The sequence below is a fragment of the Cryptosporangium aurantiacum genome (genome assembly GCF_900143005.1).
In the GTDB taxonomy this organism is placed as follows: domain Bacteria; phylum Actinomycetota; class Actinomycetes; order Mycobacteriales; family Cryptosporangiaceae; genus Cryptosporangium; species Cryptosporangium aurantiacum.
In genome coordinates, this window is record NZ_FRCS01000002.1 from 209,801 (window position 1) to 231,971 (window position 22,171).

22 protein-coding genes are annotated in these 22,171 nt (G+C 71.6%); 8 read left to right on the forward strand and 14 right to left on the reverse strand.

Going from position 1 to position 22,171, the window contains the following annotated elements:
* Positions 1 to 126: 126 nt before the first annotated feature.
* A complete protein-coding gene (locus BUB75_RS07835; protein ID WP_073253527.1) occupies positions 127 to 789 on the forward strand; it encodes an NAD-dependent epimerase/dehydratase family protein in 663 nt (220 codons plus the stop codon).
* Here the strand turns inward: BUB75_RS07835 and BUB75_RS07840 are convergent.
* The 3 genes from BUB75_RS07840 to BUB75_RS07850 are packed head-to-tail and all read right to left on the reverse strand — an operon-like array spanning position 786 to position 3,042.
* Entirely contained in the window at positions 786 to 1,442 is a 657-nt protein-coding gene (locus BUB75_RS07840; protein WP_218617366.1) for a response regulator, read from the reverse strand. The genes BUB75_RS07835 and BUB75_RS07840 overlap by 4 nt on opposite strands.
* The gene (locus tag BUB75_RS07845) at positions 1,439 to 2,533 is read right to left on the reverse strand and encodes a sensor histidine kinase (protein ID WP_073255115.1); all 1,095 of its coding nucleotides are present in this window, start codon (positions 2,531 to 2,533) and stop codon (positions 1,439 to 1,441) included. Before BUB75_RS07845 ends, BUB75_RS07840 begins: the two co-directional genes overlap by 4 nt.
* Positions 2,530 to 3,042 (reverse strand): hypothetical protein, encoded by a 513-nt coding sequence (locus tag BUB75_RS07850; protein ID WP_084740459.1) that lies wholly within the window; start codon positions 3,040 to 3,042, stop codon positions 2,530 to 2,532. The genes BUB75_RS07845 and BUB75_RS07850 overlap by 4 nt, the downstream gene beginning before the upstream one ends.
* A 190-nt stretch (positions 3,043 to 3,232) precedes the next feature.
* On the opposite strand from BUB75_RS07850, the gene BUB75_RS07855 reads away from it, so the two are divergent.
* Both BUB75_RS07855 and BUB75_RS07860 read left to right on the forward strand, forming a co-directional pair.
* Positions 3,233 to 3,934 (forward strand): ABC transporter ATP-binding protein, encoded by a 702-nt coding sequence (locus BUB75_RS07855; protein ID WP_073253532.1) that lies wholly within the window; start codon positions 3,233 to 3,235, stop codon positions 3,932 to 3,934.
* On the forward strand, positions 3,931 to 6,414 hold the full coding sequence (locus BUB75_RS07860) for an ABC transporter permease (protein ID WP_073253535.1): 2,484 nt from the start codon (positions 3,931 to 3,933) through the stop codon (positions 6,412 to 6,414). The genes BUB75_RS07855 and BUB75_RS07860 overlap by 4 nt, the downstream gene beginning before the upstream one ends.
* Here the strand turns inward: BUB75_RS07860 and BUB75_RS07865 are convergent, their stop codons facing one another.
* The gene (locus BUB75_RS07865; protein ID WP_073253538.1) at positions 6,415 to 7,029 is read right to left on the reverse strand and encodes a response regulator transcription factor; all 615 of its coding nucleotides are present in this window, start codon (positions 7,027 to 7,029) and stop codon (positions 6,415 to 6,417) included.
* Positions 7,026 to 8,162, reverse strand: a complete 1,137-nt coding sequence (locus tag BUB75_RS07870) for a sensor histidine kinase (RefSeq protein WP_143175077.1) — start codon at positions 8,160 to 8,162, stop codon at positions 7,026 to 7,028. The genes BUB75_RS07865 and BUB75_RS07870 overlap by 4 nt, the downstream gene beginning before the upstream one ends.
* Positions 8,163 to 8,303: 141 nt before the next feature.
* On the opposite strand from BUB75_RS07870, the gene BUB75_RS07875 reads away from it, so the two are divergent.
* The 3 genes from BUB75_RS07875 to BUB75_RS07885 are packed head-to-tail and all read left to right on the forward strand — an operon-like array spanning position 8,304 to position 12,155.
* A complete protein-coding gene (locus BUB75_RS07875) occupies positions 8,304 to 9,800 on the forward strand; it encodes a flavin-containing monooxygenase (RefSeq protein ID WP_073253543.1) in 1,497 nt (498 codons plus the stop codon).
* On the forward strand, positions 9,790 to 11,502 hold the full coding sequence (locus BUB75_RS07880) for a GMC oxidoreductase (RefSeq protein WP_073253548.1): 1,713 nt from the start codon (positions 9,790 to 9,792) through the stop codon (positions 11,500 to 11,502). Before BUB75_RS07875 ends, BUB75_RS07880 begins: the two co-directional genes overlap by 11 nt.
* The gene (locus BUB75_RS07885) at positions 11,499 to 12,155 is read left to right on the forward strand and encodes an acetoacetate decarboxylase family protein (RefSeq protein WP_084740469.1); all 657 of its coding nucleotides are present in this window, start codon (positions 11,499 to 11,501) and stop codon (positions 12,153 to 12,155) included. Before BUB75_RS07880 ends, BUB75_RS07885 begins: the two co-directional genes overlap by 4 nt.
* Positions 12,156 to 12,239: 84 nt before the next feature.
* Here the strand turns inward: BUB75_RS07885 and BUB75_RS07890 are convergent, their stop codons facing one another.
* The 9 genes from BUB75_RS07890 to BUB75_RS07930 form a co-directional block, all read right to left on the reverse strand.
* Entirely contained in the window at positions 12,240 to 14,399 is a 2,160-nt protein-coding gene (locus BUB75_RS07890) for a 3-hydroxyacyl-CoA dehydrogenase NAD-binding domain-containing protein (protein ID WP_073253551.1), read from the reverse strand.
* A complete protein-coding gene (locus BUB75_RS07895) occupies positions 14,396 to 15,610 on the reverse strand; it encodes an acetyl-CoA C-acetyltransferase (protein ID WP_073253554.1) in 1,215 nt (404 codons plus the stop codon). The genes BUB75_RS07890 and BUB75_RS07895 overlap by 4 nt, the downstream gene beginning before the upstream one ends.
* 16 nt (positions 15,611 to 15,626) lie before the next feature.
* Complete coding sequence (locus BUB75_RS07900; protein ID WP_073253557.1) at positions 15,627 to 16,772, reverse strand: acyl-CoA dehydrogenase family protein; 1,146 nt, start codon at positions 16,770 to 16,772, stop codon at positions 15,627 to 15,629.
* An 11-nt stretch (positions 16,773 to 16,783) separates the two neighbouring features.
* Complete coding sequence (locus BUB75_RS07905) at positions 16,784 to 17,395, reverse strand: TetR/AcrR family transcriptional regulator (protein ID WP_073253560.1); 612 nt, start codon at positions 17,393 to 17,395, stop codon at positions 16,784 to 16,786.
* A gap of 93 nt (positions 17,396 to 17,488) precedes the next feature.
* Positions 17,489 to 17,950 carry a hypothetical protein gene (locus BUB75_RS07910; RefSeq protein ID WP_073253563.1) on the reverse strand — a complete coding sequence of 154 codons (462 nt, stop codon included), beginning with the start codon at positions 17,948 to 17,950 and terminating at the stop codon, positions 17,489 to 17,491.
* A complete protein-coding gene (locus tag BUB75_RS07915) occupies positions 17,947 to 18,189 on the reverse strand; it encodes a hypothetical protein (RefSeq protein ID WP_073253566.1) in 243 nt (80 codons plus the stop codon). The genes BUB75_RS07910 and BUB75_RS07915 overlap by 4 nt, the downstream gene beginning before the upstream one ends.
* Before the next feature lie 152 nt (positions 18,190 to 18,341).
* Positions 18,342 to 19,118 (reverse strand): ABC transporter permease, encoded by a 777-nt coding sequence (locus BUB75_RS07920; RefSeq protein WP_073253568.1) that lies wholly within the window; start codon positions 19,116 to 19,118, stop codon positions 18,342 to 18,344.
* A complete protein-coding gene (locus BUB75_RS07925) occupies positions 19,115 to 20,044 on the reverse strand; it encodes an ABC transporter ATP-binding protein (RefSeq protein ID WP_073253571.1) in 930 nt (309 codons plus the stop codon). Before BUB75_RS07925 ends, BUB75_RS07920 begins: the two co-directional genes overlap by 4 nt.
* An 83-nt stretch (positions 20,045 to 20,127) precedes the next feature.
* Entirely contained in the window at positions 20,128 to 20,808 is a 681-nt protein-coding gene (locus BUB75_RS07930; RefSeq protein WP_073253574.1) for a TetR/AcrR family transcriptional regulator, read from the reverse strand.
* A 145-nt stretch (positions 20,809 to 20,953) separates the two neighbouring features.
* On the opposite strand from BUB75_RS07930, the gene BUB75_RS07935 reads away from it, so the two are divergent.
* Both BUB75_RS07935 and BUB75_RS07940 read left to right on the forward strand, forming a co-directional pair.
* Positions 20,954 to 21,148, forward strand: coding sequence for a hypothetical protein (locus BUB75_RS07935; RefSeq protein WP_073253577.1), 195 nt, complete (start codon positions 20,954 to 20,956; stop codon positions 21,146 to 21,148).
* A gap of 149 nt (positions 21,149 to 21,297) precedes the next feature.
* Positions 21,298 to 22,170 carry a crotonase/enoyl-CoA hydratase family protein gene (locus BUB75_RS07940; protein ID WP_084740473.1) on the forward strand — a complete coding sequence of 291 codons (873 nt, stop codon included), beginning with the start codon at positions 21,298 to 21,300 and terminating at the stop codon, positions 22,168 to 22,170.
* The last annotated feature ends 1 nt before the right edge of the window (position 22,171 follow it).

The window sequence follows — 22,171 nt, forward strand, 5'->3', positions numbered from 1 at the left end:
CCGCGTCCGCGCGCAGCGGCGTCAAACCGGCCGCGACTGACGCGGCAGACCCGATCTCCCCGAACGGCGGGGGCGTCCCGACAGGGCGCCCCCGCCGTTCGTTTTCGCCAAATATGGGTGGTTAGCATGAAGGTGATCGTTTTTGGTGCAACCGGGATGGTCGGCCAGGGGGTACTTCGCGAGTGCCTGCTCGCTCCGGACGTGTCCGAGGTGCTGTCGGTGGGGCGCCGGCCTCTCGGGCGATCGGACCCGAAGCTGCGCGAGGTCGTGCAGCCCGACTTGGCCGACCTCACGCCGGTCGCGGACGAGTTTCGGGGGTACGACGCCTGTTTCTTCTGCCTCGGCGTCTCGTCGGTCCGGATGTCGGAGCCCGACTACCGGCGGGTCACCTACGATCTGACGATGTCGGTGGCCCGGCTGCTCGCCGAGCGCAACCCGGACATGACGTTCGTCTACGTCTCCGGGCAGGGCACCGACAGCACCGAGCAGGGCCGGTCGATGTGGGCCAGGGTGAAGGGCAAGACCGAGAACGACCTACTGGCGCTACCGCTGGACGCGTACATGTTCCGGCCGGGCTTCATCCAGCCGATGCACGGCGAGGGCCCGAGCAGCCCGGTCTACCGCTCGATGTACCGGGTCCTCCGGCCGCTGACGCTGCTCATGACCCGATTCTTTCCGAAGTACGCCACGACGACGGAGAGGGTCGGCCGAGCGATGCTCGCCGTGACCCGCGAGAAGCGCGACACCCACGTCCTGGGCAACCCGGAAATCAGTTCCCTCGGGGCCTAGGTGCCCGCGCCGGACTGGTAGGCGAAAACGACCAGCTGGGCGCGGTCGCGGGCGCCGAGCTTCACCATGGCCCGCCCGACGTGGGTCCGGACCGTGGCCGGGCTGATCACCAGCCGGTCGGCGATCTCGTCGTTGGACAGGCCCTCGGCCACCAGCTCGGCGATCTCCTGCTCCCGGTCGGTGAGGCTGGTCCAGCGCGGATGCGGGCGGGACGTCCGGCTGGGCCGGTCGACGAACGTCTTCACGACCCGGCGAGTCACCGACGGTGACAGTAGCGCCCCGCCGGCGACGACCTGGCGGATCGCGTCCAGCAGCTCGGCCGGCCGGGTGTCCTTGAGGAGGAAGCCGGAGGCGCCGACCCGCAGCGCGTCGAAGATGTACTCGTCGATCTCGAACGTGGTCAGCACCACGATCCGGGTGCCTGCGGTCTCCGGCGCCGCGACGATCCGACGGGTGGCCTCGATGCCGTCGATTCCCGGCATCCGGACGTCCATCAGGATGACGTCCGGACGCGTACGGGCAGCGGCCGCGACGGCGGCGAGCCCGTCGGCGACGTCGTCGACCACCTCGATGTCCGGTTCGTTGTCCAGCAGCGCACGCAGGCCCAGGCGCACCAGCGCCTGGTCGTCGGCGAGCAGCACCCGGATCGTCACGGCGTCGGGATCTTCGCGGTGACCCGGAACCCGCGGGTGTCCGGTCCGGCGTCGAACGATCCGCCCACGGCCGTCACCCGCTCTCGCATCCCGGCGATCCCGTGCCCTTCGTCGACCGGCCCGGCGCCGCCGGAACCGGTGTCCGTGACCTCGATCAGCACAGAGTCCGCACCGTAGTCGACCCGGACGGTCGCGGTGGCCGGTCCGGCATGCCGGAGCACGTTCGTCAGCGACTCCTGGACGACGCGGTAGGCGACGAGGTCGGCCGACGGGGGCAGCGGGCGGGCGGTGCCGTTGACGACGGTCCGGACCGGGGTTCCGCTGGCGGCGATCCGCTCGGTCAGGGCGTCCAGCCGGGCCAGCCCAGCGGTGGGCGCCCGCTCGGTGCTGTCGCGGAGCACCGCGAGCGTGGCCCGCAGTTCCTCCAGCGCCTCCCGGCTCGTCTCGCTGATCGCGGTGAGCGCAGTCTCCGCCTGCTCCGGCTTCGTCGGCAACAGGTGCAGCGCGATGTCGGCCTGCATCGTGATCGCGGCCAGACCGTGCCCGACGACGTCGTGTACCTCCTGCGCGACCCGGAGCCGCTCGTCGTCGGCAGCGCGCCGGGCCTCGGCCGCCCGTTCGCGCACCACCGCCTGGCGGTTGAGCCGCACCACGGTCCCGATCGCGAACGGCACGACGATCCAGGCCGAGCCGGGTACCAGCCCGGCCAGGGCCTCCGCCGTGCCCACCGAGAAGACCACGTGCGTCAGCAGCACGACCAGGGCGGCGCCGGCGGCGAGGGCCGCCCGCCGCACCGGGCGGGCCAGCACGACGCTGTAGACCCCGATCGCCACCGAGAGCAGCACCGGCCCGAACGGGTAGCCCGCGAGCAGGTAGACCGAGACCGCCCCGGTGCTGATGGCCAGCGTCCACATCGGGCGAATTCGCCGAACAACCAGCGCGGAGCAGGCCACCACCATCAGCGCGTACCCGACGGCGTCGACGCGGGTGGCGTCCGACTGGAAGTTGCTGATCGGAACGGCGGTCGCCGCGCTCAGCGCGGCGACCGCCGTCGCGAGCACGGCGTCGGCCAGGGTCGCGCGCCAGTTCATGCCGGGCTCGGTGCCTGTCGTCGGGCCGAGAGCGCGCGGCGGCCGCGCGCGGTCCGGTCCCACGGCTTCACGACGCTCAGCACGGTCGTGAACAGCAACAGCGAGCCGGCCACCGACGGCGCGACGACGAGGTTGAGCTGTTCTTCCCGCGGCAGGGCGGCGCCGAGGTCGGCCGCGGTGCGCAAGCCGGGGCTCAGGACGAACACGACCAGCCCCGCCATCGCTGCGGTCACCACGAGTTTCACCGCCACCCACCAGTACCGGATCAGGCCCCACTTCGTTCCGAGGCCGCAGACGATGCCGGTCACCAGCGCTGCGACGGCCAACGGCGTGATCAGCACCGTACCGATCAGCCCGGCGACCGGGTAGACGACGTCCGGCCCGCCGGCGGCACCGGTGAGCCCGGCGATGCCCAGGACCAGCAGGACGGCGTCTGCGCCCAGCCAACCGACCGAGCTCACGACGTGGGTGATCAGCGCGATCTTTCGCCAGCGTGGAGTGAGTTTCATGGTCCTCATCGTCGGTATCGCGGCCGCCGCACGCGTCCGTCTCTCAACCGGTCTCCGGCTGCCCGCCCTGACGTACCCGGTGGCCCCGCGTACGTCAGCTGACGTAGGCGCAACCCCGCGCACACGCGGACGACCGCGGCGGGGTCACGCAGCCAGCCTGAGCGGGTTACCGAATGAGAGGGAATCCGAGATGACCACCGACGCAGCGGCCCGCACCGAACGGGCCCGCAAGATCTACGGTCGCGGCGAGACCGCCGTGACCGCGCTGGACGACGTGACGGTCACGTTCCCCAGCGGGCAGTTCACCGCGATCATGGGCCCGTCCGGGTCCGGTAAGTCGACGCTGATGCACTGCGCGGCCGGGCTCGACCCGCTCACGTCCGGCCGCACCTACCTCGGCGAGACCGACCTCTCCACGCTGTCGGACACCGCGCTGACCAAACTGCGGCGCGAGCGCGTGGGCTTCGTCTTCCAGTCGTTCAACCTGCTACCGACGCTGACGGCCGCGGAGAACATCACGCTGCCGCTCGCGCTCGCAGGCATCACGCCCGATCAGGACTGGATCGACCTGGTCACGGCCACGGTCGGGCTCGGAAACCGGCTCGGGCACCGGCCCTCCGAGCTCTCCGGCGGCCAGCAACAGCGGGTCGCGGTGGCACGCGCGCTGGCGACCCGGCCGGACGTGATCTTCGCGGACGAGCCGACCGGAAACCTGGACTCGGCCGCGGGCGCCGAGCTGCTCGGCTTCCTGCGGCACGCGGTCGACGAGTTCCGGCAGACGATCGTGATGGTGACGCACGACCCGATCGCCGCCGAGTACGCGGATGCGGTGGTGCGGCTCGCCGACGGCCGGGTGGTCGAGGAACGCGCTACGTCGGGGCTCCGGTCATGAGGCGGCTCCTGCTCTCCGGGCTGCGGGCCCGTCGCCGCCGGCTGGCCGGGACATTCATCGCGGTGCTGCTCGGCGTCGCGTTCCTGGCCGCGACCCTGACCCTGACCGCGACGATGACCAGCGCGATCGACGGCTTCTTCACCGAGGCCAACGCCGGGGTGGACGTCGTGGTCCGAAGCGAAACCGTGCTGGCCGACACCCCGAACGCGTCCCGCACGCCGATCGACTCGTCGCTGGTGGAGACCGTGCGAGACGTGCCGGGCGTCGCGGTGGCCGCGCCGGTCGTCGACGGGTTCGGGCAGTTGCTGGGCCGGGACGGCACCGCGATCGCGGTGAACGGTCCACGACTGGCCGGGAGCTGGGTGGCCGACCCGGAACTCAACCCGTACCGGGTGGTGGAGGGCCGGGCGCCGACGGTCACCGGGGACGTAGTCGTCAACCGGGCAACCGCGGAGGACGGTGGGCTGCGGGTCGGCGACCGGACCACGCTGCTGACCCCGGCCCCGAAGCCGGTGCGCGTGGTCGGCGTCGTGACGTTCGGCGAGGCGGACGCGTTCGGTGGGACGTCGTACGTGGGGCTCACGCCCGCCGACGCCACCGCGCACCTGGCCGGCGGGCGCGATCAGCTGTCCAGCATCCAGGTTCGCGCGGAGGACGGTGTGTCGCGGGAAGCGCTGGCCGAGCGGGTCGCCGCCGTGCTGCCACCGGGCGTCCAGGCGGTCACCGGGGACGCGGCCACCGACGAGACGACCGAGGCGATCAACGAGGGGTTCCTCACCGTGCTGCGGGCGCTGCTCGGCGCGTTCGCCGGGGTGGCGCTGCTGGTGGCGGTGCTGAGCATCCACAACACGTTCGCGATCCTGGTGGCGCAGCGGACCCGGGAGACCGCGCTGTTGCGTGCGGTCGGCGCGGTGCGGAGGCAGGTGCTGGGTGCGGTGTTGCTCGAGGCGCTGGTGCTGGGGGCGGTGGCGTCCGGCGCTGGTGTTGCGGCCGGGTACGGTTTGGCCGGGCTGCTCAAGGGGGTGTTCGGCGCGCTCGGGTTCGACGCGCCGGTGGAGGGCCTGGTCTTCCCGCTCTCCACGATCGCGATCTGCGTCCCGATCGGCGTGCTGGCGACGGTGGTCGCGGCGCTGGCGCCCGCGATCCGGGCGTCCCGGGTGGCACCGGTCGAGGCGCTGCGCGAGGCGGCGGCGGAACGGTCGGAAGCGTCCCGGGTGCGGGTGGCTCTCGGTGCGGCGCTGGCACTCGCCGGTGTCGTCGCCGTCGGCGCCGGTACCGCGGTGGCCGTGGTCGGGATCGGCGCCGTGCTGGTGGTGGCCGGCGTGATCGCGCTGGCTCCGCTGCTGGTCGGGCCGCTCGCCGCGATACCGCTGCGCGGGGTCACGGCCCGGCTGGCCCGGCGGAACGCCCGCCGCAATCCGCGCCGCACCGCCGGTGCCGCGGCTGCCCTGCTGATCGGCGTCGGTGTCGTCACGCTGTTCACGGTGGCGGCGGGCTCGCTCGGGGCGGCGTCGCGTTCGGACGTGGAGAAGACGTTCACCGGCGACTTCGCGGTGGACAGCGGCGCCCGGTTCGGCAACGGGTCGCTCTCGGCGGAGATCGCGCCCGCGCTCGCCGAGCTGCCCGAAGTGTCGGCGGTGGCCGCGGTCGGCGGCGGGCAGGCGCTGGTGGGTGGCGAGGGTACGACGGTCAGCGTCGCTGACCCGCCGTCGCTGGTGCGCCTACTGTCCTTTGCGGACGTCGAGGGCGCGGACGTCGGCGCATTGCGTCCGGGGCAGATCGCCGTCGCCGCGGACTCGGACTGGTCGCTCGGGCAGAAGCTGTCGGTGCGGTACCCGGACGGCGCCACCGCGACCGTGGAGGTGGCCACCGTGTACGCCGAGAACCCGCTGGTCGGGCCGGTGTTGATCACTGCGGCGGAGTGGGCGCCGCACGCGTCGCAGCAGTTGGCGTCGGCGGTATACGTAGGGCTGGCCGACGGCGTCTCCGCCGCCGACGGACGCTCGGCGATCGAGGACGCGGTCCGCCCGTTCGGCAACCCGACGGTGTCCGACGCCGAGGAGCTGGCCGGCGCCGGTGCCGCCGCGATCGATCAGCTGCTCAACCTGGTCTACGTACTGCTCGCTATCGCAGTGATCACCGCACTCCTGGGCATCGCGAACACGCTCTCGCTGGGCGTCCACGAGCGGACCAGGGAACTGGGGCTGCTCCGGGCGGTCGGCGCCACCCGGCGGCAGGTGCGGTCGCTGGTGCGGTGGGAGTCGGTGCTGATCGCGCTGTTCGGCACCGTGCTGGGTGCCGCGCTGGGCACGGCGCTCGGGTGGGCCCTGGTGCGGGAGGCCGGATCGGGGTTCTCGGTGCCGGCCGTTCCACTGGCGGTGATCGTCGTCGGCGGCGCGCTCGCGGGCCTGCTCGCCGGGGCACGACCCACTCGCCAGGCCGCCCGCCTCGACGTCCTCCGCGCGATCGCGACCGAGTAGTTACCGCAGGAGCCAGCCGTTCTCGTCCGCGAGACGGACCGCCTCAGCGCGGGTTCGCGCGCCGGTCTTGCCGATCGCGGCGGACAGGTGATTACGGACCGTTCCCTCCGAGAGGTGCAGTTCCTTCGCCAGGTTGGCGACCGTGCCGCCGGCGCGGGCCGCGCGCAACACATCGGTCTCCCGATCGGTGAGCGGGCTCGCGCCGGTGGCGAGCGTCTCGGCCGCGAGCATCGGGTCGACGACCCGGAGGCCGGCGTGCACTCGGCGAACCGCGTCGGCCAGCTGCTTCGCCGGGGTGTCCTTGACGACGAAGCCGCTGGCACCGGCCTCCATCGCCCGGCGGAGGTAGCCGGGCCTCCCGAACGTCGTGACGATCAGGACCTTGCAGGTCGGCACCGCGTCCCGCAGTGCCTTGGCGGCCGCGATCCCGTCCAGCCCCGGCATCTCGACGTCGAGCAGCGCGACGTCGGGGTGAGCGTTCCGGGCGGCGTCGACCACCTCGTCGCCCCGCCCGACCTCGGCGACGACCGTGAGGTCCGGCTCCAGGTCCAGCAGCGCCGCCAGCGCTCCTCGCACCAGCGCCTGATCGTCGGCCAGCAACAGGCGCACGGTCATTTGACTCCAGTCAGCGTCACACGAAGTAGGAATCCACCCAGGGGCGAGCGTCCGACCGTGAGCGCACCACCAGCGGCCTCGACCCGTTCCCGCAGGCCGGTCAGGCCGTTGCCCATGCCCTCGTCGGTCGGCCCGCGGCCGTCGTCGGCCACCTCGACGCGGTCCCTGGTGACCGTGACGACGCAGCGCCGGGCCGCCGCGTGCCGGACGACGTTCGTGACGCCCTCCCGCACCACCCAGCCGAACAGCTCACGCCGCTCCCCCGGCACCTCGTCGAGTGCGGTCGGCAGCTCGGCGTCGATATCCGCGGCGTCCAGCGCGGCGCGGGCACCGGCCAGCTCCCCGGCGAGCGTGACCGGCCGGTAGCCACTGACCGTCCGGCGGACGTCGGCGAGCGCCTCCCGGGAGAGCCGCTCCAGGTCGGCGACCTCGCGTCCGGCTCGCTCCGGATCGACGGTGATCAACCGTCCGGCGAGCTCGGCCTTCACCGTGATCACGGTCAGCGAGTGGCCGAGGATGTCGTGCAGGTCGCGGGCCGTGCGGGCGCGTTCCTCGGCGACCGCGAGCTGGGCGATCGTCTGCTGCGCGGCGAGCAGTTCGATGTTCCGGGCGATCATCTGCCGGATGCCCCACACCGCCAGCGCGGCCACGATCATGCTGAACACCAAGCTGGCCCCGGACTCGGTCTCCGGGAACGCGTCGAGTACGAGGACCACCACGACGAACACCCCGGTCAGCGTGAACGCGTGCCGCGCCGGAAGCACCATCATCGCCGCCGCGGCGATGTAAACCAGCGTCGCCAGCGACTCGCCACGGCAGGCGGGCACGGTCAGCGCCGCCAGGGCCAGCAGGACGCCGATCGCGATCCACCCGCGGCGGACCTCGTCCTCCCACAGCCGGAAGCTGGTGCTCCGGACGAACGTGAAGATCAGCAGGTACCAGGCCGAGAACGCGAGCAGCGTGACGACGCCGTACACCCGCAGGGCGAGGCTTTCGTGGGCCAGTGCCGTCTGCGCCGGTTCGATCAGGAAGAACAGCCAGACGCCGCCGAAGAGCCAGCCGAACCGGGCGATCCGCGGACGATGTCCGTGCGACCCGCTGAGTGGTGGTGCGGGGGTAGCAGCGCTGGTCACGGCTGCCACGGTAGCGCCGGTCCGAACGCCTTAATGCTCGTTCACCTGACCACTAGACACCGGCAGGAAGTGGCCCCAAGATACATACGGTCAAGACTGCATCTTTCTTTGCGAATCACAGCCAGCGCCGGAGGTGAACGCGTGTCCGAGGATCTCCCCACCGAGGTACGAGTCCTGGTGGTCGGCGCCGGATTCGGCGGCCTGGCCGCCGCCGCGCAACTCCGTGCGGCCGGCTACCGCTCCCCCGACGACCTCTTACTGATCGAGCGCGCCGACCAGGTCGGCGGCACCTGGCGCGACAACACGTATCCGGAGTGCGCCTGCGACGTCCAGTCGGTGCTGTACTCGTTCTCGTTCGCCGCGAACCCCGACTGGACGCGGTCGTACGGACGCCAGCCGGAGATCCTGGACTACCTGATCCGCATCACGCGCCAGACCGGGCTGCTCGAGCACGTTCGATTCGGGTGCGAGCTCATCGGCGCCGCCTGGGACGCCGCGAGCGCTCGGTGGGTGGTCGAGACGTCGCGGGGCGTCGTCCGGGCACAGGTGCTGGTCGCCGCGACCGGTGCGCTCTCCGCACCACGCCTGCCCGACTTACCGGGCATGGACTCGTTCACCGGCGACGCGTTCCACTCCGCGCGCTGGAACCACTCGGTCTCGCTGGCCGGTAAGCGTGTCGGGGTGGTGGGCACCGGGGCGTCCGCGGTCCAGTTCGTGCCCGCGATCGCGCCCTCGGTCAGCCACCTGACGGTCTTCCAGCGGACGCCGGGCTGGGTGATACCGCGCGGTGACCGTCCCTACCTGGCTTCCGAGCGTGCGCTGTACCGGCGCTGGCCGGTCACCCAGAAGATCTCCCGCGGCGCGGCGTACCTCTACCGCGAGGGCTACGTGATCGGCATGGCCCACTACCCGCAGTTACTGCCGGCGATGCAGGTCATCGCCGAGTCGCACCTGCGCAAGCAGGTGCCCGATCCGGAACTGCGGGCCAAGCTGCGGCCACCGTTCAAGCTCGGCTGCAAGCGGGCGCTGCTGTCCGACGACTGGTTCCCCGCGCTGCAGCGGCCGAACGTCGAGCTGGTGACGTCGGCCGCCGCCGAGGTCACCCCGCACGGCCTGATCGACGCGACCGGCCGGAAGCACGAGCTCGACGTGCTGATCTTCGGCACCGGCTTCACCCCGACCGAACCGCCGGTAGCACGGTTACTCAGCGGCAAGGACGGGCGAACCCTCGCCGAGAGCTGGGACGGGAGCCCGCGTGCGTACCTGGGCCTGACCGTGCACGGCTTCCCCAATATGTTCCTGATGTACGGCCCGAACACCAACCTCGGGCACAGCTCGATCGTCTACATGCTGGAGTCGCAGGCCCGGTACATCGTGGACGCCGTGCGGACGCTGGACCGGGCGAACCTCGCGTCGCTGGAGGTGCGCGCGGACGTCGAGGACTCGTACGTGACCGACGTCCAGCGTCGGCTCGGGCACTCGGTCTGGAACAAGGGCGGGTGTGCGAGCTGGTACCTCGACCGGACCGGCCGGAACAGCGTGATGTGGCCGACGTTCACCTGGCGGTACCGGCAGGCCACGCGACGCCTGGACGTGGACAGCTACCACCTGAAAGCGGTGCCCGCGCATGCACTATGACGTCCTGGTGGTGGGCAGCGGCTTCGGCGGCAGCGTCACCGCGCTCCGGCTGACCGAGAAGGGCTACCGGGTCGGCGTCCTGGAGGCGGGGCAGCGGTTCGACGAGTCGACGCTCCCCCGCACGTCCTGGGATCTGCGGCGGTACCTCTGGGCGCCGCAGATCGGCTGTTACGGGCTGCAGCGGATCCACCTGCTGCCGGACGTCCTGGTGATGGCGGGAGCGGGGGTCGGCGGTGGTTCGCTGAACTACGCGAACACGCTGTACAAGCCGCCCGCGAAGTTCTTCGAGGACCCGCAGTGGGCCGGTATCACCGACTGGGCCGACGAGTTGGAGCCGCACTACGACCAGGCGCGCCGCATGCTCGGCGTCACGCTCAATCCGTCGGAGACACCGGCCGATCTCGTCATGCGGCAGGTCGCGGACGAGATCGGAGCCGGTGACACCTGGCGGTCGACGCCGGTGGGGGTGTTCTTCGGGCCCACCGGCGGAGACCCGTTCTTCGGCGGTGCGGGGCCGGATCGGGTGGCGTGTACCGAGTGCGGGTCGTGCATGACCGGGTGCCGGGTCGGCGCGAAGAACACGCTGACGAAGAACTACCTGTACCTGGCCGAGAAGGCCGGTGCCGAGGTGCACCCGCTGACGACCGTCCGGACGCTCCGTCCCGGTTCGTCGGGATGGGTGGTCGAAACCGTCCGGAGTGGACGACGAAGCGGGCGCCGCACTTTCACCGCCGACCACGTCGTCCTCTCGGCCGGCACGTACGGCACCCAGCGGCTGCTGCACGCGATGCGGGACGCTCGCGTGCTCCCGAACCTCTCGCCCCGGCTGGGCGAGCAGACCCGGACGAACTCCGAGGCGGTGCTGGCCGCGACGTCCCGTCATCGGCGGACCGACTACACCCGCGGCGTCGCGATCACCGGATCTTTCCACGTCCCTACACCCCCACCCACCCCCTTGAGCGGAACCAAAAGCGTCATCACGCACATCGAGCCGGTCCGGTACGGGCCGGGCAGCAACGTGATCGGGCTGCTGCAGACGCTGCTCGTCGACGGTGACGGACGGGCGCCCCGGTGGCTCTCCGCGCTCGGCGTCGCCGCCCGGAACCCGGGCGCGCTGCTGCGCAGCCTCTCGGTGCGGCACTGGTCGGAGCGGACCGTGATCGCGCTCGTCATGCAGGAGCACGACGACTCGCTGGTCGTGTCCGGCAAGCGTGGGCTGTTCGGCGGGCAGCGGCTGCGAACCCGCCCGGGGCCGGGCGAACCGCCGCCGCGCTGGATCCCGGTGGGGCACGACGTGGTGCGGCGGCTCGCGCGTCTCGTGGACGGTGACCCGGGCGGTTCGTTCGCCGACCTGGCGAACATCCCGATGACCGCGCACTTCATCGGGGGGTGCGGCATGGGCGTGTCCGCCGAGGACGGCGTCATCGACCCGTACCACCGGGTGCACGGCTACCCGGGGCTCTCGGTGGTGGACGGCTCCACGGTGTCGGCGAACCTCGGGGTCAACCCGGCGCTGACGATCACCGCGCTGGCCGAGCGGGCCGCGTCGTACTGGCCGAACAAGGGCGATGCCGACCTCCGCCCGGAGCTCGGCGCCGCGTACCAGCGGGTCACCCCGGTCGCACCTCGTTCGCCGGTGGTGCCCGCATCGGCGCCTGGCGCGCTACTGTTCCCGACCATCCGCCTCCGGGAGGGCGCATGATCTTGACCGCGATCCCGAGCGTGCCCGAGTCGCTGCTGGCGTCCGACGTCGAGTTGCCGACGTCGTCCGCGCCCGCGCCCTGGCGCACCCGCATCGACGCGGCGTTCTGGTGGCACCGCGCGGCTCCGGACGCCAGGTCCGTGCTGCCGCCCGAGCTGGCGGCGTCCGGCGTCATCCCGGTGACGCTCGGCGCCTTCGTGCGGTACCGGGAGACCCCGGTCGGGCCGTATTCGGAGGTGTTCGCGAGCCCGGTGCTGCTCCGCAAGTGGCCGGTGCCGCCGATGCACATCCCGTTCATGGCGGTGGACTCGCTGACGTCGGTGCACGGCGGGCGGACGAACTGGGCGCTACCGAAGACGCTGGCCTCGTTCGAGTGGAGCGGCGCAGCGGTCTCGGCGGTCGGCGACGGGTGGAAGGTCTCCGCGGAGGCCCGTGCATCCACGCCGCAGTTCCCGATGGCGGGTGGGCTTCGCACGCTTCAGGTCTTCGACGGGGAGCCGAGGAGCGCCTGGGTCGGCATGCACGGCCGAGCCCGCCTGGGCCGCGTGACCGTCTCCGCCACCGGGCCGACGTTGTCCCGCTGGCTGACTCCCGGACGCCACCCCGCCCTACTGATCAGCGACTCCACCATGAACGTGGGCGCCCCGCGCTGAGCCGAACGGAGGGCCGGGAGCTCCCATAGCGTCCCGGCCCTCCGTGTCCGTGGGGGTGGCGCCCGTCAGGGCGCCACCCGGCCCCTAGGCGAGCGCCTCGCGCAGGGACCCGGCCTCGATCGCCTTCTCGCGCAGCAGCGCGGGCGGGCGGAACCGCTCACCGAACTTGTCGGCGAGCTCGTCGGCGCGGGCCACGAAGCCCGCGACGCCGCCGTCGTACTGATCGACGAACTGGGCCACGCCGCCGAAGCCGGGCGGGAAGCCGATGCCCATGATCGAGCCGATGTTCGCGTCCTCGACCGACGTGAGCACGCCCTCCTCGAAGCAGCGCGCGGTCTCGACGGCCATGATGAACAGCAGCCGGTCCTGGGCGTCCTTGAAGCGGATCGGGTCGTTGCCCGCCCCGGGGGCGAGCCCGTCCACGTTCGGCGGGAACACCTCGGCGAGGCCCGGCCACACCTTCTTCGACGGCTCCCAGTCGAAGAAGCCCTTGCCCGCGGCCTTACCGGTGCGGTCGTGCTCCTTGACCAGCGTCCGGAGCACGGCGATGCCCGGGTGGGCCGCTGCGCCGCCGCCCTGCTCCTCGATCTTCAGCGGCAGGGTCAGCGTCACCTCGTCGAGCAACGTCAGCGGACCGGCGGGGAAGCCGGCCTGCAGCGCGGCCCGCTCGATGCTCATCGGCGGCAGGCCCTCGGCCACCAGCGCCGCACCCTCCATGACCATCGTCCCGAACACCCGGCTGGTGAAGAACCCGCGACTGTCCTTGACGACGATCGGCGTCTTGCCGATCGCCCGGGTGTAGTCGTACGCCTTCGCGACGGCTTCCGGCGACGTGTTCGCGCCGACGATCAGCTCGATCAGCGGCATCTTGTCCACCGGGGAGAAGAAATGGACGCCGACCAGGTCGGGCAGCCCGGCGCCCGCCTGCAGATCGGTGATCGGCAGCGTCGAGGTGTTCGACGTGATCAACGCGTCCGGCGCCGCAGCCGCGGCCTCGGCGAGCACCTTGTGCTTCAGCGCGGTGTCCTCGAACACCGCCTCGATGACGAAGTCGCATCCGGCGAGGTCGGCGGCGTCCGCGGTGGCGAGGATCCGGCCCAGAAGCGCGTCCCGCTTCTCGGGCGTGCTCCGTCCGCGAGAGACCTGCTTGTCGAGGATCTTCTGCGAGTAGGCCTTGCCCTTTTCGGCCGCCTCGACCGAGACGTCCTTGAGGACGACGTCGATACCGGCCTTGGCGGTGACGTAGGCGATGCCCGCGCCCATCATTCCGGCGCCGAGAACCCCCACCTTGCGGGGCTTGAACGCAGGCACGTCCGCCGGGCGGCTGCCGCCACCGTTGATGCGGTTCAGGTCGAACCAGAACGCCTGGATCATGTTCGTCGAGGTCTGACCGGTGGCCAGGTCGGCGAAGTAGCGTCCCTCGATCACGAACGCGGTGTCGACGTCGACCAGCAGGCCCTCGACCGCGGCGCAGAGGATGTGGTGCGGCGCGGGCAGGTGCGCGCCCTTGAGCTGCTTGCGAAGGTTCGCGGGCAGCGCGGGCAGGAACCCGGCCAGCGAGGGCGACGTCGGCGAGCCGCCCGGCACCTTGTAGCCCTTGGCGTCGTAGGGCTGGGTGGCCTGCGGGTTGGCCTCGATCCACTCGCGAGCCTTGACCAGCAGCTCGGCCGGGTCGCTGACGACGTCGTGCACCAGCCCGAGCTGCTGCGCGGCCGGGGCCCGCAGCTGCTGGCCCTGGAGCAGCACCTGGGTCAGCGCGTTGACCAGACCGAGCAACCGCACCGAACGGACGACGCCCCCGGCGCCGGGCAGCAGGCCCAGCGTCACCTCGGGAAAGCCCAGCTTCGTGGCGGGCGTGTCCAGCGCGACGCGGTAGTGAGCGGCCAGCGCGATCTCCAGGCCGCCGCCGAGCGCGGCACCGTTGATCGCGGCGGCCACCGGCACGCCGAGCGTCTCGATCGTCCGCAGCCGGCGCTTGATGTCGGTGACCGTGGTCAGCAGCTGCTCCCGGTTCTCCGGGCGCGCCTGGATCAGCTCGTCGAGGTCACCGCCGGCGAAGAACGTCTTCTTCGCGCTGGTGATGATGACGCCCTTGAGCGTCTCCTTCTCGGCGACCAGCCGGTCGACGGTCTCACCGAGCGCGGCCTGGAACGCGGCGTCCATCGTGTTCGCCGACGAGTCAGGGGCGTCCAACGTCAACGTGACGACGCCGTCCTCGGCGCGGTCCCAACGAATCGGGCTCACAGTCGCTCCACCACCGTTGCGATTCCCATTCCGCCTCCTACGCAGAGAGTCACCAGGCCGTAGCGCTGGTCACGGCGTTCTAGCTCGTCGATCACGGTGCCGAGCAGCATCGCGCCGGTGGCACCGAGCGGGTGCCCCATCGCGATCGCGCCGCCGTTGACGTTGACGATGTCCTCGGAGAACCCGGTGTCGGCGATGAACCGCAGCACGACCGCCGCGAACGCCTCGTTCATCTCGACCAGGTCGATGTCGTCCACGGTCAGGCCGGCCTTCGCCAGCGCTTTCCGGGTCGCGGGCGCAGGGCCGGTGAGCATGATCAGCGGGTCCGCACCGGAGACGGCGGTCGACAGGATCCGCGCCCGGGGCGTCAGACCGTGCCGTCGCCCGGCCTCCTCGTTGCCGATGACGACCAGCGCGGCACCGTCCACGATGCCGGACGAGTTGCCCGCGGTGTGCACGTGCTCGATCCGCTCGACCCAGTGGTACCGGTCCAGCGCGACCGCGTCGAAGCCACCCTGGTCACCGATGGCCGCGAACGACGCGGGCAGCCCACCCAGCGACTCGACCGTGGTGTCCGGCCGCACGTGCTCGTCCTGGTCGAGGACGACGTCGCCGTTCAGGTCCGTGACCGGCACGACCGACCGCGCGAAGTACCCGTTCGCCCAGGCCTTGGCGGCGCGCTGCTGCGAGCGGGCGGCGTAGGCGTCGACGTCGGTGCGGTTCCAGCCGTGCAGCGTGGCGATCAGGTCCGCGCCGATGCCCTGCGGGACGAACCCGGTGTCGTACGCGGTCTCCGGGTCCTGCGCCCAGGCGCCGCCGTCCGACCCCATCGGCACCCGGGACATCGCCTCGACGCCGCCGGCGAACACCAGGTCCTCCCAGCCGGAGCGGACCTTCTGCGCGGCGATGTTCACGGCTTCCAGCCCGGAGGCGCAGAAACGGTTGAGCTGGACGCCCGCGACCGTCTCCGGCAGGCCGGACGCGATCGCCGCGGTCTTCGCGATGTCACCGCCCTGCTCGCCGATCGGGCTCACGACGCCCAGGACGAGGTCGTCGACGCCGTTCGCGTCGAGGTTCGGGTTGCGGTCACGGACCGCGTCGATCAGACCGGTGACCAGCGATACCGGTTTCACCGAGTGCAGCGACCCGGTCTTCTTGCCGCGACCGCGCGGTGTGCGGATCGCGTCGTACACAAAAGCTTCGGTGCTCATTGGACGCCCTCCGGGTCTACACGCCGAGCGAACGCCCGACGATCTCCTTCATGATCTCGGTCGTTCCGCCGTAGATCGTGGTGATTCGCGTATCGGTGTACGCCCGCGCGATCGGGTATTCGCGCATGTAGCCGTAGCCGCCGTGCAGCTGGAGGCAGCGGTCGACGACGCGCTTCTGGAGCTCGGTCGTCCACCACTTGGCCATCGCGGCGTCGACGACCGTGTACCGGCCCGCGTTGTGCTCGAGAATCGCCTTCTCGACGTACGTCTCGGCGAACTCCAGCTCGGTGGCGATCTCGGCCAGGACGAACCGGTTGTGCTGGAAGCTGCCGACCGGGCGTCCGAATGCCTTTCGTTCTTTCGCGTATTCGAGCGTGCGGTCGAAGACCGCGCGCGCACCGGCGACCGCGGCCACCGCGATCGAGAGCCGTTCCTGCGGCAGCATCGTCATCAGATGGATGAAGCCCTGGTTGAGCTCACCGACCACGTTGGACGCCGGGATCCGCACGTCGTCGAAGAACAGCTCGGCCGTGTCCTGGGCCTTCATGCCGATCTTGTCGAGGTTGCGGCCGCGCTCGAAGCCGGGCATGCCCCGCTCCACCGCGATCAGCGAGGTGCCCTGGGCCGCCTTCGCGTCCGGGTCGGTGCGAGCGACGACGAGGACGAGATCCGCGTGGATGCCGTTGGTGATGAACGTCTTCGAGCCGTTGAGGACGAAGTCCGACCCGTCGCGCTTCGCGTGCGTGGTGATGCCCTGCAGGTCGGAGCCGGCGCCGGGCTCGGTCATCGCGATCGCGGTGATGATCTCGCCGGAGCAGAAGCCCGGTAACCAGCGCTGCTTCTGCTCGTCGGTGGTGAGTTCGGTCAGGTACGGCGCGGTGACGTCGTTGTGCAGCGAGAAGCCGACGCCGCTCGCCCCGACCGCGATCGTCTCCTCGGTGAGGACCGCGTTGTAGCGGAAGTCCTTGATGCCGCCGCCGCCGTACTCCTCCGGGACGTCGGTGCCGAGGAGGCCCTGCGCGCCCGCCGCGGTCCAGATCCGGCGGTCGACGAGACCCTCGGACTCCCACTCCTCGTGGAACGGGACGACCTCTTTGGCCATGAACGTGCGGGCGGTCGAGCGGAATGCCTCGTGGTCGTCTTCGTAAAGAGTGCGGCGCATCCTCGCGTCCTTTACTTCGTGGGAGGGGAGTTCCGGGTCGCGAGCATCTCCGCCCAGGCGTCCAACGCCCTGGACCGTTGGCTCGCGGTGAAGTCGGTGAGCAGGCCGCTCACCCCGCGGCCGAGCAGCAGGTCGAGCGTCATCTGCTGGAGCAGCGGGTCGGACGTGAGGTTTTCGCGGCAGATCTCGCGCAGGTCGATCGCGAGCCGCGCCTCGACCGGGATCAGCAGTTCGCGGAGCGCCGGGTCGCTGCGGGCGGCGACCCAGAGCTCGATCGTCGCCGCGTAGAGCGGGCCGGAGAGCAGGTCGGCGAGCAGGTCGAGGGTCCGGCGGACCTTGTTCTCCTCGTTCGCGAGCTTCGCCACCTCGGCGCGGAGGACGGCGGCGCGCTGCTCGGCGAGGTGCCCGACCGCCGCGGCGACGAGCTTCTCCTTGGTGCCGTAGTGGTGCAGCTGGGCACCGCGGCTGACCCCGGCCCGCTGGGCGACCGCGGTCGTCGTCGTGCCGACGTAACCGTCCTCGACGAGGCTGGCGAGCGTGGCGTCGAGAAGCCTCGCGCGGGTGGCGGCACTCCGGTCCGCCTGCGTCCGCCGGGCGACCTGAGTCTCGGTAGGGCTCGCCACTCGCCACCTTCCTCACACCGTTCGGTTCAGGCGTCCTGAGTCTCCGGTGCCAAGCGCATACAGTCAAGCCTGTATGTTTTTGATCTCCTGTGGTCAGGCGGCGTGCGGCGCGATGTCCCGGACGGCGTCCCCTACCCGGACGTGCACGGTTTCCGCTCCGTTCTCGCGCAGGTAGCGGACGAGCAGGGCGGCCGTGAGCACCGGCACCATCGCCCGCAGGTCGAGCAGTTCGTCGTCGGGCAGCCCGACCCGATTACGGCGCAGGTCCACGATCACGTCGTGCAGCGCCATCGGCGGGTGCGGGTGCCGCCACGCGGCGCGCGCGGCGAGCTCGACCAGCGCGGCGGTCTCCGGCTCCACCGTCACCATCGTCCCGAGCAGCGAGTAGGCGCGGTGCAGGTCGCTGCCGGGCAAGGCCGGGTTCCAGAGCCGCTCGAGGCGCGCCACCAGCGCGCGAGCGCCGGGCAGCAGCGCCGCCGGTGCGTCGATCTCGATCGGGAGGCCCCAGGCCGTGAGCTCGCGGTGGGCGCGGGGGTGCAGGTCGACGACGGTCATCGGACGCTCCGGCCGGTGAGAGGACCGGTGACACCGGTCGTGACGGTCTGGCTCACCGCGCTGAGGGCAGGCGACTCGGCCGGGAGCGTGGTCACTCCCCCGGACGCCGCGAGCGTGAACGTCGCGGCGCCGGCGAGGAGGGCGGCGGCGACGGCCAGGCGCGGGCCGCGAGACGGTGCGCGGTGGCGGCCGAGCTTGCGGAGCGACGGGGGGAGCGTGGGCGCTGCAACGGCGGTCATCGGGGGTCCTCTCATCCGCTGAACACCTACGACGATCGGCCGCGCCGCTGAGCAGTTGCTGATCTTTTCCTGTGAGGCTCCGATGAAGTCACGCTCCGTGATACGCCGACGACCCCGGCCGGTGGCCGGGGTCGGTCGGAGAAACGTGCGAGTCAGACGCGGGCGGTGTCGCGGCGGAACAGGCGGGCGGCGCCGAGGCCGAACACCAGCGTCCAGGCCACCACGTTCAGAACCTCGGCCATCGTGACGGTGTCTCCGGTCAGTGGGCTCCGCGCGATCGTGCCGATGCCGTAGACCGGCGTCCACTTCGCGATCTCCTGGAACGCGTGCGGCAGGACCTCCAGCGGCACGAACAGCCCGCCGAACATCGCCAGGATCGCCAGGATCGGGCCGAGGAACTGCATAACGTTCTCGGCAGGCACCAGGTACCCGATGAACAGCCCGAACGCCGCGAACACCAGCGAGCCGACCCAGGCCGCCAGCCCGGCGAGCAGCCAGATGTGCGCGGGCATCCGCACCCCGGCGAGAGCGCCGACCACGAACTCCACCACGACCGCGGCGAACCCGAGTGTCATCGCGCTGAGCACCTTCGTCGTGATGTAGGCGACCGGACGCAGCGGGGTCAGCCGCAGTTGCCTGCTCCAGCCGAGCGCACGCTCGACCGCCACCATCGCACCGCCGCTGGTCGTCGCCACCATCGCGCCGTACACCGCGAGGCTGATCATGATGTAGCCGGTCACCGGCTCGCCGTTGTCCAGCGACTGGCCCTTCTGCGGCAGGCCGAACAGCAGGAAGAACACCGGGGGCATGATCAGGATGAAGAACAGCGTCCGGCGGTTGCGGAGGGTCCGGCGGATCTCCAGGCCGAGGTAGGTCGCGTTCAGGCCGCCCAGCCGCGGCGTCCGGCGCTCACCGACGTAGGTGGTCATCGGTCGTTCTCCTTCGAGTCGGTGGTGAGAGCGATGAAGGCCTCTTCGAGGTTGCGCGAGGTGATCTCCAGGTCCCGTGCGCCGGTGGTCGTCAGCAGGTAGCGGGCCACCGCGTCCGAATCGGACGCGTGCACCAGCACCGAATCCCCGCGCACCTCGACCTGGTCGACGCCGGGCAGCGCGGCGAGTAAGACCGGGTCGGCGCCCGGCAGCGTGGCGCGCACGGTACGGCCGGTGGCCAGGCCCTTGATCTCGGCGGCGGTGCCGTCGGCGACCACGCGCCCGTGCCGAACCAGCACGATCCGGTCGGCGTAGGCGTCCGCCTCGTCGAGGTAGTGGGTGGCGAACAGGATCGTGCGGCCGCGGGCGGCGTCCTCGCGGATCGCGCCCCAGAACTCGCGGCGCCCTTCGACGTCCATGCCGGTGGTCGGTTCGTCCAGGACCATCAGGTCCGGGTCGGGCAGCAGCGCCATCGCGAACCGGAGCCGCTGCTGCTGGCCGCCGGAGCACTTGCCGACCCGCCGGTCGGCGATGTCCGCGATCCCGGCCCGCCGCAGCACCTCGTCGACCGGGCGCGACCGGCCGAACAGCGAGGCGGTCATCCGCACGGTCTCGGCGACCGTGAGGTCCTTCAGCAGGCCGCCGGTCTGCATCACGGCGGCGATCCGGCCGTGCGCGACCGCGTCGACCGGCGACTCGCCGTAGACCTCGACCGCGCCGGCGTCCGGGCGGGCGAGGCCCAGCATCATGTCGACGGTCGTGGTCTTGCCCGCCCCGTTCGGACCGAGGAACGCGACCACTTCACCGGGCTCGATCGTCAGCGAGAGGCCGTCCACGGCGGTGACCGATCCGAACCGCTTGGTGAGGCCGGTGAGCCGGACGGCGGCCGTGGCGACCCCGGCCCGCGTCCGCGTTGTGTTCTCCATGCCGTTGACGATCCCGTCGCGTGGGCGCCGGCTCCCGGATGGAGCGTCACCATCCGGCCATGACATCTGTCAGGGGCAGGCCCTCAGCAGACGCCACCCGGGCGGGGCAGGTTCCCCGGCAGCGGGCCTTCGGTGGTGTCCAGGAGATGGGCGCTCACCAGCAGCGACGTGAGCAGGAACCGGGCCTGCTCGACGACGTCGGCCCTGGTATCGGGGTCGAGCATCGGGACGCCTCCGTCCTCGTCGACCGACGCTCCGGTCAGCGCGCGGAACAGCAGCCCGTCGAGGCAGGCCGTCACCAGCGAGGCCCGCTCCCCCGCACGGGCCAGCCCGACGTCGGAGATGATCCGCGCGACCAGCGCGTCGAACGCCGTCCGCCAGGCCGTCATCGCCTCCCCCAGCTCCGGCCGGCGCGACGACTCCAGCGAGAGCTCCAGCCGCGCGGCCAGCGGCGCCGGATCGGAGAGCCAGCGGTCGAGCAGCTTCATCGTGTGCGCGACCGCGTGCACCGGGTCGCCCGGGTGCTGGGCGGTCTCCGCGGCGAGCTCGTCGACGTCGGCGCCGATCCGCTCGTCCAGCCGGGCCACGACCGCGTTCAGCAACGCGGCCCGCGTGCGGAAGTACGCCGAGGTCGAGCCCTCGGAGAGGCCGACGGCGGCGTCCACCGCGCGGTGCGTCAACCCGCGGAGCCCGGCACCGGCGACCAGGTCGATCGCCGCGTCCAGGATGTCCGCTCGACGGTTACCGGTGGACGCTCTGACCATCTCGACACCGTACTCAGCGCTGGTGTGATCGGCGCAACTTCTACAGCTGTAGATGCCGTCGCCGACCCGAGGTACCTTCTACAGGTGTAGAGATCTTCTACAGACGTAGAAGGCTTCCGACCGGGAAGGACCGGAGGGATCTCCCATGATCGACCAGGGTCTTGCCACCGCCGCCATCGTTTACGTCGGCGTTCTCGCGGTCGGCGCCGTGGTGCTGCTCGCGCTCGGCGCGTGGGCCGCGCGTTCGCCGCTGAACGACTGGGCTCAGCGCCGGCACGCCTCGCGCGACCTGCGTCGCGCCGCGGAGGACTTCAACCGCACTCCGCACCCCGCTCACTGACTCACTGACTCACTGACCTGACCGCACGGGCCCCGCAGTTTCTGCGGGGCCCGTTGCCGTGTCCGTCGACACACTGCTGGTACCAGCCGGGACCACAGCGCCCACCTGCTGGATGATGGGCCGATCCGCAGACCGCACGGGAGGCACGGATGAGCAGCCCCACCGACGTGGCGACACCGTACGAATTCGACGAGCCGCTGACCGCACTGGCCGCGACCAGGCACGGCGAGGAGGGCAGCGTCGTCCGAGTGACGCTGCTCGGGCCCGGCAAGGGCAACGCGATGGGCCCGGCGTTCTGGGCCGAGACGCCGAAGTTGTTCCGCGCGCTGGGGGCCGACGAGAGCGTCCGCGCGATCGTCGTCACCGGCTCCGGGCCACACTTCACCTACGGCCTGGACCTGACGTCGTTCGCCGGCGGAGCCGGCGCCACGCTGGCCGACGACGGCGGCCTCGCACGCGCCCGGACGCGGTTCCTCTACGAGATCCGCGAGATGCAGACCGCGCTGGACGCCGTGGCGGACTGCCGGAAGCCGGTGGCCGCCGCGATCAGCGGCTGGTGCATCGGCGGCGGCATCGACCTGCTGGCCGCCTGCGACGTCCGGTACGGCAGCGCCGAGGCGAAGTTCAGCATCCGCGAGGTGCGGATGGCGATCGTCGCCGACATGGGCAGCCTGGCCCGCCTCCCCGGGATCCTCTCCGAGGGGCACCTGCGGGAGCTGGCGTACACCGGCCGCGACATCGACGCGACGAAGGCCGAGCGGGTCGGGCTGCTGAACGACGTGCTGCCGACGCCCGACGAGGCGCTGGCCGCCGCCCACGCGTTCGCCGACGAGGTGGCCGCCAACCCGCCGCTGGTCGTGCAGGGTGTCAAGGAGGTGCTCGACGTCAACCGCGCCGAGCGCGTCGCCGCCGCCCAGCGGTACGTCACGACGTGGAACGCCGCGTTCCTGCCGTCGCACGACCTGACCGAGGCGATGACCGCGTTCCTGCAGCGCCGCGCGCCCAAGTTCGAAGGACGATAGA

Bases quoted from the DNA above. Each gene is read 5' to 3' on its own strand.
- BUB75_RS07835 (WP_073253527.1), top strand. From the start codon at position 127: ATGAAGGTGATCGTTTTTGGTGCAACCGGGATGGTCGGCCAGGGGGTA.
- BUB75_RS07845 (WP_073255115.1), bottom strand. From the start codon at position 2,533: ATGAACTGGCGCGCGACCCTGGCCGACGCCGTGCTCGCGACGGCGGTC.
- BUB75_RS07850 (WP_084740459.1), bottom strand. From the start codon at position 3,042: ATGAAACTCACTCCACGCTGGCGAAAGATCGCGCTGATCACCCACGTC.
- BUB75_RS07855 (WP_073253532.1), top strand. From the start codon at position 3,233: ATGACCACCGACGCAGCGGCCCGCACCGAACGGGCCCGCAAGATCTAC.
- BUB75_RS07860 (WP_073253535.1), top strand. From the start codon at position 3,931: ATGAGGCGGCTCCTGCTCTCCGGGCTGCGGGCCCGTCGCCGCCGGCTG.
- BUB75_RS07865 (WP_073253538.1), bottom strand. From the start codon at position 7,029: ATGACCGTGCGCCTGTTGCTGGCCGACGATCAGGCGCTGGTGCGAGGA.
- BUB75_RS07880 (WP_073253548.1), top strand. From the start codon at position 9,790: ATGCACTATGACGTCCTGGTGGTGGGCAGCGGCTTCGGCGGCAGCGTC.
- BUB75_RS07885 (WP_084740469.1), top strand. From the start codon at position 11,499: ATGATCTTGACCGCGATCCCGAGCGTGCCCGAGTCGCTGCTGGCGTCC.
- BUB75_RS07895 (WP_073253554.1), bottom strand. From the start codon at position 15,610: ATGAGCACCGAAGCTTTTGTGTACGACGCGATCCGCACACCGCGCGGT.
- BUB75_RS07900 (WP_073253557.1), bottom strand. From the start codon at position 16,772: ATGCGCCGCACTCTTTACGAAGACGACCACGAGGCATTCCGCTCGACC.
- BUB75_RS07910 (WP_073253563.1), bottom strand. From the start codon at position 17,950: ATGACCGTCGTCGACCTGCACCCCCGCGCCCACCGCGAGCTCACGGCC.
- BUB75_RS07915 (WP_073253566.1), bottom strand. From the start codon at position 18,189: ATGACCGCCGTTGCAGCGCCCACGCTCCCCCCGTCGCTCCGCAAGCTC.
- BUB75_RS07920 (WP_073253568.1), bottom strand. From the start codon at position 19,118: ATGACCACCTACGTCGGTGAGCGCCGGACGCCGCGGCTGGGCGGCCTG.
- BUB75_RS07925 (WP_073253571.1), bottom strand. From the start codon at position 20,044: ATGGAGAACACAACGCGGACGCGGGCCGGGGTCGCCACGGCCGCCGTC.
- BUB75_RS07930 (WP_073253574.1), bottom strand. From the start codon at position 20,808: ATGGTCAGAGCGTCCACCGGTAACCGTCGAGCGGACATCCTGGACGCG.
- BUB75_RS07935 (WP_073253577.1), top strand. From the start codon at position 20,954: ATGATCGACCAGGGTCTTGCCACCGCCGCCATCGTTTACGTCGGCGTT.
- BUB75_RS07940 (WP_084740473.1), top strand. From the start codon at position 21,298: ATGAGCAGCCCCACCGACGTGGCGACACCGTACGAATTCGACGAGCCG.